Annotated in this window: 11 protein-coding genes; 4 read left to right on the top strand and 7 right to left on the bottom strand. The window is 72.5% G+C overall.

Annotated features, from left to right (window positions below; all coding sequences use genetic code 11):
• Nucleotides 1-116 precede the first annotated feature (116 nt).
• The 5 genes from ABNF97_RS20170 to ABNF97_RS20140 all read right to left on the bottom strand — a co-directional run bounded on the left by ABNF97_RS20170 (nt 117) and on the right by ABNF97_RS20140 (nt 6839).
• Nucleotides 117-653 (bottom strand): hypothetical protein, encoded by a 537-nt coding sequence (locus ABNF97_RS20170; protein ID WP_130460994.1) that lies wholly within the window; start codon nt 651-653, stop codon nt 117-119.
• A gap of 3 nt (nt 654-656) precedes the next feature.
• The gene (gene dnaG / locus ABNF97_RS20165) at nt 657-3518 is read right to left on the bottom strand and encodes a DNA primase (protein WP_502930523.1); all 2862 of its coding nucleotides are present in this window, start codon (nt 3516-3518) and stop codon (nt 657-659) included.
• A 79-nt stretch (nt 3519-3597) separates the two neighbouring features.
• Nucleotides 3598-4437 (bottom strand): siderophore-interacting protein, encoded by an 840-nt coding sequence (locus tag ABNF97_RS20150; protein ID WP_349339407.1) that lies wholly within the window; start codon nt 4435-4437, stop codon nt 3598-3600.
• A gap of 89 nt (nt 4438-4526) precedes the next feature.
• Complete coding sequence (locus ABNF97_RS20145) at nt 4527-6134, bottom strand: MFS transporter (RefSeq protein ID WP_349339406.1); 1608 nt, start codon at nt 6132-6134, stop codon at nt 4527-4529.
• Between the two features lie 9 nt (nt 6135-6143).
• Nucleotides 6144-6839: an SDR family NAD(P)-dependent oxidoreductase gene (locus tag ABNF97_RS20140; protein WP_165436607.1), complete on the bottom strand. Its 696-nt coding sequence runs from the start codon at nt 6837-6839 to the stop codon at nt 6144-6146.
• 660 nt (nt 6840-7499) lie between these two features.
• On the opposite strand from ABNF97_RS20140, the gene ABNF97_RS20135 reads away from it, so the two are divergent.
• The 3 genes from ABNF97_RS20135 (at nt 7500) to ABNF97_RS20125 (ending at nt 10370) form a co-directional block, all read left to right on the top strand.
• A complete protein-coding gene (locus ABNF97_RS20135) occupies nt 7500-7892 on the top strand; it encodes a hypothetical protein (RefSeq protein ID WP_165436608.1) in 393 nt (130 codons plus the stop codon).
• Between the two features lie 106 nt (nt 7893-7998).
• Nucleotides 7999-9177 carry a VWA domain-containing protein gene (locus tag ABNF97_RS20130; RefSeq protein WP_165436609.1) on the top strand — a complete coding sequence of 393 codons (1179 nt, stop codon included), beginning with the start codon at nt 7999-8001 and terminating at the stop codon, nt 9175-9177.
• Entirely contained in the window at nt 9174-10370 is a 1197-nt protein-coding gene (locus ABNF97_RS20125; protein ID WP_349339405.1) for a hypothetical protein, read from the top strand. The genes ABNF97_RS20130 and ABNF97_RS20125 overlap by 4 nt, the downstream gene beginning before the upstream one ends.
• 45 nt (nt 10371-10415) lie before the next feature.
• Here the strand turns inward: ABNF97_RS20125 and ABNF97_RS20120 are convergent, their stop codons facing one another.
• Nucleotides 10416-11654, bottom strand: coding sequence for a deoxyguanosinetriphosphate triphosphohydrolase (locus tag ABNF97_RS20120; RefSeq protein WP_130461003.1), 1239 nt, complete (start codon nt 11652-11654; stop codon nt 10416-10418).
• Nucleotides 11655-11688: 34 nt separating this feature from the next.
• Entirely contained in the window at nt 11689-12042 is a 354-nt protein-coding gene (locus ABNF97_RS20115) for a VOC family protein (protein WP_130461004.1), read from the bottom strand.
• 325 nt (nt 12043-12367) lie between these two features.
• Between ABNF97_RS20115 and ABNF97_RS20110 the strand changes: the two genes are divergently transcribed.
• Nucleotides 12368-12874: a roadblock/LC7 domain-containing protein gene (locus ABNF97_RS20110; protein WP_130461005.1), complete on the top strand. Its 507-nt coding sequence runs from the start codon at nt 12368-12370 to the stop codon at nt 12872-12874.
• The last annotated feature ends 18 nt before the right edge of the window (nt 12875-12892 follow it).

The raw sequence follows: 12892 nt of genomic DNA, 5'->3' as shown, positions 1-12892 counted from the left end.
CGACCCTAGCCGCCGGGTCCGACACGTCCACCGAGTTTTCTGCCGGGCCGGCTCCCGGGTCGGCCCGACAGCAACCGGGCCGGCTCCGGGTCGGATCACCGACGGCGGGCGGAGACTCAGAGGTCCGGGTCGACGCCGGACAGGGCCTCCGCCACCAGCCGGTCGGTCTCGGCCACCACCGCCGGGTCGTCGACCGGCGTACCGGGGTCGTAGCGGACCGTCCAGGTCAGGCCGTCGACGCCGCGCACCTGGCGGGCCGCGATCCGCAGACCGCCGTCGGGCAACCCGTGGTGTGCCGTGTACGCCACCGACCGGGTCACCCGGGCCCGTACCTGGTGCGGCACGTCACCCGGATCGACCAGCAGGTACGTCCGGACCGGCCCGTCGGCCACCACCCGATAGCCGGCCCGCTCCCCGACCGGCTCGGCCGGGGTGATCGCCAGGTCCCGACCCGACCAGATCGCCTTGTGCACCTCGTGCCAGCCCAGCCGCGCGGCCTCCCCCGGCAGCCAGAGCCCCCGGTCCGTGACCACCACGATCTCGTCGCCGTCACCCACCCTGGCCCAGTCCAGCACCCGCTCGCCGCGCTCCAGCGCCGGACGCCGATCGGCCGGCAGCTTCCGGCCACGACGGAACAGGTTGAACGCCTCCATCGGCTACAGCCCTCCCATCGCCTGCTCGCGCAGGGCTCGTGCGTGCTGCTCCAGAGAGAGCAGCTCACCGAAGAGCGCGAAGTACTCGTCCTTGTTCGCCGTCGGGTTGACCCGCTGCACCTTCGACTTCAGGTCCCGGATCCGGGTGGTCACCGACCCCCACTCCAGCCGGGCCAGGGTGATCGAGACGTACCGCGGGTCGGGCTCGGTGTCGAGCCGCAGCGGCTCCACGGCCAGCTCGCCGACGAGCGCCGCGGCGGCCAGGTCGCCGCAGGCGTCCCGGACCCGCTCGATCCAGACCGCCCCGGTGGTCGCCGCCGTCGCGCCGCCGGCCGCCTCGATCGCGGCCCGGACCACCCGGTGTACGGGGTGCAGGTACACCTCCGCCGCGAGCGCGTCGAACATCGGGCCGGCCAGCACCGGCACCTGGAGGGCGAGCTTGAGCGCCTCCCGCTCCACCAGCGACTGCGGGTTGTCCACCACCGGCTCGATTGTCCGCCGCTGCGGCGGGGTCGGCCCGGCACCGTTGCCCCGGCGCGACTGCCCGGTCCCCTGCGCGGCGGCATCGAGCACCGCCCGCTGCACCGGCTCGATCTCCATGCCGAGGTCGCCGGCGAGCTTGCGGACGTACTCCGGGCGCTTCTCCCGGTCCTTGAGCTTGGCCACCAGCGGCGCCGCCCGGCGCATCGCCTCCACCCGACCGTCGACGGTGTCCAGGTCGTACCGGCGCAGCACCTGGCGCAGCGCGAAGTCGACCAGCGGCTCGCGGCGGGCGACCAGGTCCCGGACCGCGAGGTCGCCCTTTGCCAGCCGAAGCTCGCAGGGATCCATGTTGTCCGGGCTGATCGCGATGAAGGTACGCCCGACGAACCGCTGGTCGTCCTCGAAGGCCCGCAGCGCCGCCTTCTGCCCGGCGGCGTCACCGTCGAAGGTGAAGATGATCTCGCCCGCCACCGCGTCGGTGTCCATCAGCAGCCGGCGCAGCACCGAGATGTGGTCCGCGCCGAAGGCGGTGCCGCAGGTCGCCACCGCCGTCGGTACGCCGGCCAGGTGGCAGGCCATCACGTCGGTGTACCCCTCGACGATCACCGCCCGCCCCTGCCGGGCGATCTCCCGCTTCGCCTGGGAGATGCCGTAGAGCACGTGCGACTTCTTGTAGATCGGCGTCTCGGGGGTGTTCAGGTATTTCGGGCCGTCGTCGTCGGAGAACAGCTTGCGGGCGCCGAAGCCGATCACGTCGCCGGTCAGGTCCTTGATCGGCCAGAGCAGCCGGCGCCGGAACCGGTCGATCAGCGAGCCGGATCGCGCCTCGCGGGCCAGCCCGGCGGTGACGAGTTCCTGGCCGGTGAAGCCCTTCTGCCGTAGGTGCTTGGTGAGCAGGTCCCAGGCGTCCGGGGCGAAACCGCAGCCGTACGTCTGCGCCGCCGTACGGTCGAAGCCGCGCTGGGCCAGGAACTCCCGCGCCGCCCGGGCCCCGGCGGTGCCGAGCTGGCCGGCGTAGAACTCGGCGGCGGCGGCGTGCGCGGCGACCAGCCGCTGCTTCTGGCCCTGCTGCGGCCGGACCGGGGCGGGGCCGGCCTCGATGTAACGCAGTTGGATGTTGGCCCGGTCGGCGAGGCGTTCGACCGACTCGACGAAGGTCAGGTGCTCGGCGTCCATCAGGAACTTGATGGCGTCCCCGCCGGCCCCACAGCCGTGACAGTTGCCGGTGAGGATGTTGTCCTCCAGCACGAACGCGTGGGTGCCCTCGACCACCGGGCAGAAGACCTCCTCCACCTCGCCGTCGTCCTCGACCCGCTCGACGGTCCAACCCCGGCGCTCGTACGCCTTGCGGTGGGCGAGGAATCGCTCCCGGTGGGCGGAGATCAGGAAGAAGTCCTCCGGCAGGTCCGAACCCATCAGGGTCAGCCGGTACACCGGGCCGGTGTACCCCAGCTCGCCATTTGGCCGGAGGTAGTCCTTGAAGCCGGTACGGATGTACTCCCGGATGCCGTAGCTGCCGACGCCGATCCGGGTGCAGAGGTCGCGGACGAACTCCAGGTGGGTGCGTGAGGTCGAGTTGAGCGAGATGCAACCGTCGGCGGCGACGTCCCCGTCCGCCGCGAAGTAGCCGGCCAGCCAACCGAAAAGGTAGGACAGCGACTCGTCGAGCGGTGGCAGCTCCGTCTTGAAGTACGCCGGCAGGCCGGTCACGGTCAGCCCGTTGTCTCGCTGGTAGGTGTGGCTCAGCGGGAACCACTTGAGCAGTTCGGCGTCCTTGCCGCCGCAGAGAAGGGCCACGCTGCCGCCACTGAGCAGGGTGCCGTCGCCGAAGACGATGCCCCGGGCGATCCCGTACGGGGACGGGCGCAGTTCGTGGCCACCGTCGCGCGTGGTCAGCGACCGCGGATAGGCGTAAGCCAGCCGGTCACCTGTCCGCAACTGTTCCGTCACCCGCTCCAGGTGCCGCTTGCGGTCCCGCCCCGCCCGGACGAACCAGCGGTGGTTCACCGTCGCCCGGATCACCTTTTTCTGCCCGTTCCGGCTCAGGTGCACCCGCAGGACGGGCTGCTCACCGAACGAGTAGAAGGGAGCCTCGACCCACCGCCCCCCGGTGGTCAGCACCGAGTGGCTGCCTCCGGCCATGTCCCGGATCTCCCGTACGCCGGACCTGGTGAGCACCCTGGTGTCACCGGCAAAACAAAAATAGACATTTCGAGCAGGGGCCACGGTGAACGACGGGGTCTTCTCGTCGTGGAACGGGCAGAGTCCCTTGAGGTTGCCGCCGCCGGCCGACCGGAGCGTGACGGTCTCGGAGATGATGTCCGCGATCGAGGTGCGCTCCCGCACCAGCGCGATGTCCTCGTCACGGATCCGCCCGGCCACCGCCTCACCCCCTCCGGGCTACATCCTGCCCTGTCGGGCGGACGTGGGCGGCGAAGGGGTGGCCGGTGCGCGAGGCGGTTCAGCGGGCGGTCACCGACTCCTCGGCCTCGACCTGCCGGTTCCAGTCGGGCTTGGCGGCCCGCCAGCTCTCGTCGTCGTCACCGCGACGCCAGTAACCGGAGATGGAGAGCCGCTCCTTCGGCACCCGGAGTTCGCCGCGGAACATCCGGCGTAGCTCGCGGACGAAGTACGCCTCACCGTGCACGAAGGCGTGCACGTCACCGAGCGGGAAGGTGGCCGCGCGCACCGCCTCGACGAGGGCCTCGCCGACGACCCGTCCGGCGCGGTGCACCCAGACGATCTCGGCGGACGCCTTGGTGGCCAGGTGCTGCTCCTCGTCCGGGCCGGCGACCTCGACGAAGACCCGGGCCGGGGCGCCGTGCGGCAGCCACTCCAGCGCGGCACCGATCGCCGGCAGGGCGCTCTCGTCGCCGACCAGCAGGTGCCAGTCGGCCGTCGGGTCCGGGGCGTACCCGCCGCCGGGCCCCCGGAACATCACCCGGTCTCCCGGCCGGGCTCCGGCGGCCCACGGGCCGGCCAGCCCTCGGTCGCCGTGGTAGACGAAGTCCAGGGTCAGCTCCCGGGCCGCCGTGTCCCAGGCCCGCACGGTGTACGTGCGCAGCCGGGGCCACTGGTCACGGGGTAGTTCGCGCTTGACGAGGTCGAGGTCGAGCGGCACCGGATAGTCGACACCGGCCGGCGGAAAGATCAACTTCACGTAGTGGTCGGTGTAGGTGTCCGCGGCGAACCCGGCCAGCCCCTCTCCGCCGAGCACCACCCGGATCATGTGTGGCGTGAGCCACGCCGTCCGCAGCACCTCGGCGTACCTGATCCCGGTTTCCTTCGAACTTTCCGCCATGAGCTTAGGCTAGCCTAAGTCGCCGGGCCCGCCCAGCCGGGGCCACCGGCCCACCCGGCCCCGGGGACACCTCATGGGGCCGGGACACCTCACGGGGCGGCCTCGGCCGGCAGCAGGTGGCTGACCTGTGGCAGCCCCTCGGCGTGTTCCAGCGCCCGCAGCTCGGCCACCTGGTCCGCCTTGGTCAGCCGGCCGCCGTGCTGGCGCAGGTGCTCGTCCCAGGAGGAAAGCTCGTAGATCTCCACGAAGAGGTCCCCCGACTCGCCCTCCCGGTACAGGCCCCAGCGCGACGCGCCGGTACGCCGTCGGGCCGCCCGGACCTCCTGCATGGCGGCGACGAACCGCTCCCGCCGATCCTCCCGGACCGTGTACGTCACCACCACGATCACCGGCCCGACACTCGGGTCCGGCTCGTGCACCAGTTCGAGGTCGGGCCAGTGCGTCGCCGGGTCCTGCCGCACGGCACGCAGGTCCGGCAGCGGCCACATCCTCACCGTCAGCGCACCAATGATCATCAGCAACCCGGCGGCGACGTGCGCGAGGATCAGGCTCGCCGCGTCGGCGACGATGCCCCAGGCCAGCGCGCCGATCGCCTGCGCACCGGCGAACACCACCTGGTAGACGGCGAGGCCGCGGGCGCGTACCCAGCCGGGGAGGAAGAGCTGCATCTCCGCGGTGAGGTTGGAGAGCACCGTCACCCAGGCCAGCCCGGCCGGTACCAGCGCGACCAGCACCACCACCTCGATCGGGACCAGCGCCACCACGAGCGTCGCCGCCCCGTAGGCCAGCCCGGCGACCAGCAGGAAGAGGTTCGGCGAGAGCTTGGCCCGGACCCAGGGCAGCGCCAGCCCGCCGGCCACCGCACCGACGCCGAGCGCGGCCAGCAGCACGCCGTACCCGCCGGCGCCGAGCCCGAGCCGCTGGTTGGCGATCAGCGGCAGCAGTGCCCAGAGCGCGCTACCGGGAATCAGGAAGAGCAGCGCCCGCAACAGCAGCCGCTGCACCATCGGCGAGTGCCGGACGTACCGGCCACCGGCCCGGAGCGCCGCGGTGAACCGCTCCGGCACCTCGACCGAGCGGGAGTTGCCGGCCCGCCACCGGATCAGGGTGAGCGCGAAAAAGAGGAAGGCCACGGTGTTCAGGGCGAAGACCAGCGGTACGCCGATCCGGGCGATCAGCACGCCGGCCACCGCCGGGCCGACCGAGCGGGCCACGTTCACGCTGATCGAGCCGAGCCCGGACGCGGGCTGCAGCAGGTTGCGCGGCACCAGGTCGGGGATGATCGCGGCCCAGGCCGGCAGGGTGAGCGCCTGCCCGACCCCGAAGGCGAAGGTGAGGGTGAGCAGCAGTGCCGGCGGCATCCGACCGGCCGCGGTGAGCAGGGTCAGCGCCACCCCCACCCCGACGATGAAGAACTGCACGGCGATCAGCAGCCGACGCCGGTCGAGGGTGTCGGCCAGGGCACCGGCGGGGAGCGCGAGCAGCAGGATCGGCAGGCTGCTCGCGGTCTGTACCAGGGAGACCAGGGTCGAGGCGTTCCGCTCGTCGATCAGCAGCCACTGGGCGCCGACGGTCTGCATCCAGGTGCCGATGTTGGCGACCAGCATCGCCACCCAGAGGCTGCGATAGGCCGCCACCCGCAGTGGCGCCCATGCCGAGGGTGGTGGCTCGGCGGAAGCCGGCCCGGCGCTGACCATCGCCCCGGGCTACCAACGTCCGTCGGCGCGGAGCACTCTCTGGCCCGAGACGTACAGGTCGTCGGCGCCGAGCAGCATCAGCCGGACCACCTCGGACGCCACCTGCTCGGGCGGCGCGAAGGTCGTGTCGAGGAAGTCGGCGCCGACCCGCTCCTGGAGCCTGGTCGGCATCGGGCCGGGGTGGATCTCCATCACCTTGATGCTGTTGCTGCCCTGCGCCTCGGCCAGCGACTCGACCAGGCTGGTGCCGAAGCTCTTCGTCGCCCGGTAGAGCGGGATGCCCGGCCGGGGCACGTCGGTGGCGAGCGCGCTGATGTAGACGATGTTGCCGTACCCCTGCTCCCGCATCCGCAGCAGCGCCTCGTGCATCAGGTACGCCGTACCCAGCACGTTCACCTCGACCGCCCGGCGGATCGCCTCCGGGGAGAGTTCCTCCAGCCTTCCGCCGGCCCACATCGCCGCGCAGTGGGCCAGCCCGTCGATCGGACCGTACCGGGTGACGACCTCCGCCAGGGCGTCCCGGACCTGCTCGCTGCGGGACATGTCGCAGACGATGCCGTCGCAACCCAGTTCGTCGCGGGCCCGGGACACCTCGCCGGGGACGTCGCCCAGGATCACGACCCGATGGTCGGCGGCGAGGATCCGGGCCACCTCCATCCCGAGCCCACTCGTGCCGCCGTCCACCACGAACGTCCTGGCCTGCATGCCCACTCCCACCCCTCGTCGACCACGCGGTCCTACCAAGGAGGGTTCCACCTGCGGCGCGGGCGTGCGGCCATGATCGGGTAATGACCGACGGGCACTGCGGGAGACAGCGGGGCCCTGGGGGACGGATTCCGGGCAGCGAGGCGGTCGGGGGCGGATTCCGGGCGCCGACGGGCCGCTGCCGGTGTCGTGCCGTACCCGGACCCTCAGGTCTGGCGCGGTGCCCCGGAGCCGCTCCGCCAGCACAGGTCGCCGGTCTCGCGCCCGCTGTTGTTGCCCTTGCTGGTGTCCTCGCCGCAGGACTTGTACCGCCGCTCGTGGTAGCCGCCGGGCTCGAACTCGAATCTCTCGCCATCGGCGGCACTCGCCGGTTCCGTGCGATCTCCGCCGCGCCCTCCGCCGGTCAGGAGACGGCCGGGCGGCGCGTAGCGAATCGGACCGCCGTTCGGCCGACCCGGACCCGGACCATCGACCGGGCGCTCGCCACCTTCGGGCAGCCCTTGTCAGGTTGGTGTCAGGGGGCTTGTAGTGCCCACAGTGGATTGATAGACACATGGTCCGGACGCTGCCTCGTCAACCGTGGCCCGAGGCGGCACGGCTCCCGGCCTCGTCCCACCGCCAGCGCAGTCCCACCCGCCAGCGCGACAGGAGCAGAGTCTGATGGATCCCATCACCGTCGTGGTGACCGCGTTGGTGGCCGGTGCGGCAGCCGGGGTCTCCGGCGCCGCCTCGACAGCCGTCCAGGACGCCTACGCCGGCCTGGTCGCCCTGGTACGACGCCGACTCACCGGCGGACAACGTGACCGCGACGCCGGCGCGGAGATCGTGGACGCGTACCGCGCGGATCCGGTCGGCCAGTACGGCCGGCTGGTGGCAGAGCTGACCAACGCTGGCGCCAAGCACGATCGTGACCTGGCCGAGGCGGCGCTGCGGGTGCTCGCCCTGACCTTCCCGGGCAGCGGGGAGTCGGCCGCGCGATACACCACCGATCTTCGCGGCGCCCAGGGTGTCTACCTGGGCGACCACGGCACCCAGACCAACACGTTCTCCTGAGATGACCGCTCAGTCGAAGGAACCCGCCCGGCCCGGGCCGACCGGGGCGGAGCCGGCGCGGACCGGGGCGGAGCCGGCGCGCGCAGCACCGACCCGAGGTGCCTCGGTGCCCGGGCAGCCCGGCCCGGTCGACCTGCGGCACGCCCAGGGCGTGCTGGTCGGCGACCACGGCCGGCAACGCAACGTGTTCCGGCTGAACCTGCCGCGCAGCGTCCGGATCGCGCTGCTGAGCACCCTCGCGCTGGTCGTACTCGCCGGTGCCGGCGTGCTGACCGTCACCTGGGTGCTGCCACAGTTCGCGCCGACCTACAAGACGGAGTTCCTGATCGACACCACCGCCGCCGGCACCACCGAGGGGGTCGCCACGATCGCCGACTCGCTCCGGAAAGTGATCGACAACTCCGGGGACAGCGACGCGCTGGCGCTGCGCCGCTTCGGAGGCGAGTGCGGCGCGCAGGACAACACCAGCCAGCTCGTCGGCTTCGGCACCGACAACCGCCAGGAGATCGCCGACGCGGTCGGCGGCATCGGCCAGGGCACCAAGGCGACCCTGCAACGCGGCATCGTCGAGGCCGTCGCCGACTTCTCCAAGCCGTTCGCGCGGCGGGCCAAGCAGGTCAACCGGATCATCGTGGTGACACGCAACGGCACCGACGCCTGCGACGAGGACACAGCGTTCGTGCAGCGGCAGATCAGCGACCGGATCAGGGCCGCCGGCCTCGCCATCGAGTTCCGGATGATCGGCTACCAGGTACGCGACGACCAGCAGGAGCAGCTCACCCAGCTCGCGACCGGCGCCGGCGCCCCCGATCCGATGTTCGTCGACACCCCTGGGGAGCTGGACGCGGCCCTGGACTGGTTCACCAACATCGAACCGGTGCTGCGCAACGCCAAGGAGATCATCGACATCCTCAATCCCGCCGTCGAGCAGGTCAACGCCGCCGTCAAGGCGGTCGGCACCGGTCGGCTCGACACGGCCGAGCGCACCCTCGACCGGGCCCGTAACGTCCTCGCGAGCACCGACACCGAATTCGAGGACCTGCAGGGCCGTGCCAAGACGGCCACCGCCCGGGACATCCACGACCGGGCGTCCCGGCTGCGCGCCCAGCAGCAACGGGTCGTGCGTAGCGCCGAGGACCTGCTGGAGACCGCCCGCTCGGGCACACCGTTGGGGCCGAAACACGCCGCCTTCGAGCGGGTGGCCACCCGGTACAACGACGAGGTGAACGCGATGAACGAGGCGCTCGCCGCGCTCCGCGCCAAGGCCCCGAGGAGCATACGATGAGCATCACGACCGGCCGTCCGGGCAGCCGTCGGCGGCGCTTTCTGCTGATCGTCGCGGTGGTCGTCGTCGCCGCGCTCGCCGTCGGCACCGTCCTGGTGGTGCGCGCCATCCCGGACTACCGCACCGCCCTGCTGGTCGACACCTCGACGGACCCGGAGGGCGGCGACTTCGCCGAGGTCGCCGCCGCCGTGGGCGCCGCGGCCCAGAACGCCGCCGACGACGACGCGCTGTCACTGCGCCGGTTCGGCGGTCGCTGCGACGACGTCGGCAACACCGCACAGGTGGTCGGCGCCGGCACCGGCCGGGCACCGGAGATCGTCGAGAAGGTACGCACACTCACCCCCGCCGGCGAGTCGACGCTGCGCGCCGGCGTCCTCGCGGCGATCGACGACTTCGCCGGCCGCTATCCCTTCCGGGGCCGCAAGGGCAACCGGATCGTCGTGATCTCCCGGCACGGCGTCGACGGCTGTGACCCCGACCCCGCCGCCGTGGCCCGGACGATCCAGGAGCGCGTCGAGAAGGCCGGGCTCGCTCTCGACTTCAGGTTCGTCGGCTACCGGGTGCCGGCCGAGCAGCGACCGGCGCTGACCCAGCTGGCCTCGGCGGCCGGCGCGCCCGAGCCGGTGTTCCCGGAGACCGCCGACGTTCTCACCGCCGTCCTCGAGCAGCTCACCATCCCCGCCTCGCCCGACGCCGCCCCGGTGGCGATACCCACTCCCGACCCCACCGCCGACTGGACCCCCTACCGCAGTACCCGGCACGGGTACGCCCTGCGCCACCCACCGGACTGGCTGGTCGAGGAGTGCGAGACGAGTCTCTGGCTGGCACACACCCGCGACCTGCTGCCCGGCTGCCTCGGCACCGACTACTTCTTCTACCTCGTCTGGGTGCGCAGCGAGGCGGCGGACCAGGCCTACACGGGACCGTACAACGCGGAGACCCACGGCGACATCGAGGTCCGGGACGTCACCGTCGACGGCGTCGCCGGCAAGCGCCACTCCGCCGTCGTCGTCAAGGAGGACGATCTGATCGGACGGAGCGCCGTCGGCACCATGGTCGTCCGGTACGTCCTGCAGGCGAACGGTCGGGTCTACACGATCGCCTTCGAGAACCACAGGGACGCACCCGGCGCGGCAGACCTGCTGGAGAAGTTCGACCTCATGGTGACGAAGTCGTTCACCTTCACCGCCTAGTCGGCACCAAGCGCCCGGCAGCCGTCCGCACCGGGCGGCGGTCGACTAACCGGTGGTGAGCCGCTCATGCCAGGCGACCGCCGCCGGATCGGTGAGCGAGGCGACCTGGTCGACCACCACCCGCAGTCGGGCGGCGTCGTCCGGCGCCGCCTTCCACAGTGGTGCGAAGACCGGGTCGAGCGCCTCCGGTGCCCGGGTCAGCAGCGCCGCCACCAACCCGGTCAGGATCTCCCGCTGGCGCTCGTACCGGTCCCGCGCGCCGGGGCGGCGCATCACGTAGCGCAGCGCCATGCCCTTGAGCAGCGCGCACTCGGCACGGATCCGCCGGGGCACGACCAGTCCGGCGGCGTACCGGCGCAGCGGGCCGGTGCCGTGGCGCCGCTCGGTGGCCTCGACCGCCGCCGCGACGAACCGGCCGGTCAGCACGCTGGTGCTCGCCTTCAGCGCGGCCAGCGCCCGGTGACTGCCGTCGTAGTCGCGAAGCGGCGCGAGTACCGGGTCGGCGAGCAGCCCGGCCAGCACCTCGGCCAGGTCGTCGGCCGACTCGGTCGAGTACCGCCCGGCGACGTCGGCACAGAGCGCGGCCCGCTCGTCGGCGTCGTCCCGCAACTGCGTCAACCGCAGTCGCAGGTAGCCGCCGTGGATGCCGTCCTCGACGTCGTGCACCGAGTACGCGACGTCGTCGGCCCAGTCCATCACCTGCGCCTCAAGGCAGCGTACGTCGCCGTCCGGGGCACCCTGGCGCAGCCAGTCGAAGGTGTCGGCGTCGTCGGGGTACACCCCGAACTTGCGCTGCCCCGGTCGGCGCGGCCAGGGGTACTTGCAGGTGGCGTCGAGGGCGGCCCGGGTCAGGTTGAGCCCGGCGGAGGTGCCGTCCGGGCCGTACACCTTGGCTTCAAGCCGGGTCAGCACCCGCAGCGTCTGCGCGTTGCCCTCGAAGCCGCCGCAGTCGGCGGCGAGGACGTCGAGCACGGCCTCGCCGTTGTGCCCGAACGGCGGGTGCCCGAGGTCGTGCGCGAGCCCGGCCACGTCCACGATGTCCGGGTCACAGCCGAGCCGGGCACCCATCTCGCGGGCGATCTGGGCGACCTCCAGCGAGTGGGTGAGCCGGGTCCGGAGGAAGTCGTCGGTGCCGGCGGTGTGCACCTGGGTCTTCGCGGCCAGCCGCCGGAACGCCGCCGAGTGCAGCACCCGGGCCCGGTCCCGCTGGTAGGGGCTGCGCCCGTGGCCGCTGTCCTTCGCCGGTTCGGCCACCCGGCGCTCCGCGTCAGGCTGGCTGGTCACGCCACCGATCCTCACCCGGCTGACTCCGGCACCGTCAACCCCGCTGGGCGAGCACGCAGAACTCGTTGCCCTCGGGGTCGGCCAGCACGGTCCAGGTGTGCTCCGAGGACTGCCCGACGTCGACGTGCCGGGCTCCCATGTTGACCAGCCGCTCCACCTCGGCCTCATGGTCGGCCGGGCGGAGGTCGATGTGCAGCCGGTTCTTCGTCTCCTTGCCGTCGGGAACCGGCACGAAGACCAGGCCGGGCAGTACGTCCGGGGCCCGGCGGATCTCCACCTCGTCCGGTAGTTCGGCGACGATCCGGTAGCCGAGCGCCTCGGCCCACCAGCGTGCGAGCCGGGCCGGATCGGCGGCATCCACCACCAGGTTCTCCCACACGCTGCCCATGGGCCACACCTCCGGTACGAGGGAAGCGACGTTCGCGTGTCGCTCAGGTTACGCCGGGGCCCCGACCCGGGCGCAGCAACGTACGCCCGACACCCCAGCCGGTTGACCTGCTTTGCCGAACGCAACCGCCGAACAGCCGAGAGTTGCCGGACGATCGCCGGTGGTCACGGGACGGCGCCGGGAGCTTGCTCGATGTAGCGTGCCGGAGTCGGAAGGTAACCGCTCGGGTCGCGAGGTGCCGGCGACGTTGCGCGACAGGACGCCACAGGCCGGAGCGAAACGTCCGAACGCCGAGGGATGGGCAACGAGTAGGGAGCAGTCACCGGTGAACACTGATGCCGCCCTGCTGGCCGAACTGCACCGGCTGCGGCGCGCGGTGCCGGAGATATCGGGTGCCGTGCTGGCCGCCGTGGACGGCCTGCTGGTCGCCAGCGACCTGTCCGGGATCGACCCGCACCACGTCGCCGCGCTCTCCGCGGCGGGGCTCGGGATCGGTGGCCGCTTCGCGCAGCTGGCCGGGCACGGGCCGTTGCGGGAGTCCGTGGTCCGGAGCGCGCAGGGGTGCGTGGTCGTCTACCCGGCCGGTGAGGACGCGATCCTGACCACCGTGGTCCGCCCGGAGACCGAGTTCGCCCGGCTGCACGCCGAGGCTCGGCCGGCCGCCCAGCGGCTCGGCGCGCTCTGGGACGCCGTCCGGCAGCCGGCGGTGGCCACCGCGATCCCGCCGGTCACCAACCCGGACGCGCCGCTGGCGACCCGTACCCCGATGGCCTCCCTCCCGGCCGGCCTCTGGTCCGACCCCGGCGGCCGGCGCTCCCCCGGCCGGTCCTGAGGAGCCGCGCCCAGCGCG

This window comes from Plantactinospora sp. B6F1 (assembly GCF_040120695.1).
Lineage (GTDB): Bacteria > Actinomycetota > Actinomycetes > Mycobacteriales > Micromonosporaceae > Plantactinospora.
Note: the sequence above shows the minus strand (reverse complement) of the source record. Positions and strands in the feature narration are given on the sequence as shown.

Excerpts from the sequence above, each read along its gene's own strand:
- ABNF97_RS20170 (WP_130460994.1), bottom strand. The coding sequence starts at position 653 with ATGGAGGCGTTCAACCTGTTCCGTCGTGGCCGGAAGCTGCCGGCCGAT.
- ABNF97_RS20150 (WP_349339407.1), bottom strand. The coding sequence starts at position 4,437 with ATGGCGGAAAGTTCGAAGGAAACCGGGATCAGGTACGCCGAGGTGCTG.
- ABNF97_RS20145 (WP_349339406.1), bottom strand. The coding sequence starts at position 6,134 with ATGGTCAGCGCCGGGCCGGCTTCCGCCGAGCCACCACCCTCGGCATGG.
- ABNF97_RS20140 (WP_165436607.1), bottom strand. The coding sequence starts at position 6,839 with ATGCAGGCCAGGACGTTCGTGGTGGACGGCGGCACGAGTGGGCTCGGG.
- ABNF97_RS20135 (WP_165436608.1), top strand. The coding sequence starts at position 7,500 with ATGGATCCCATCACCGTCGTGGTGACCGCGTTGGTGGCCGGTGCGGCA.
- ABNF97_RS20125 (WP_349339405.1), top strand. The coding sequence starts at position 9,174 with ATGAGCATCACGACCGGCCGTCCGGGCAGCCGTCGGCGGCGCTTTCTG.
- ABNF97_RS20115 (WP_130461004.1), bottom strand. The coding sequence starts at position 12,042 with ATGGGCAGCGTGTGGGAGAACCTGGTGGTGGATGCCGCCGATCCGGCC.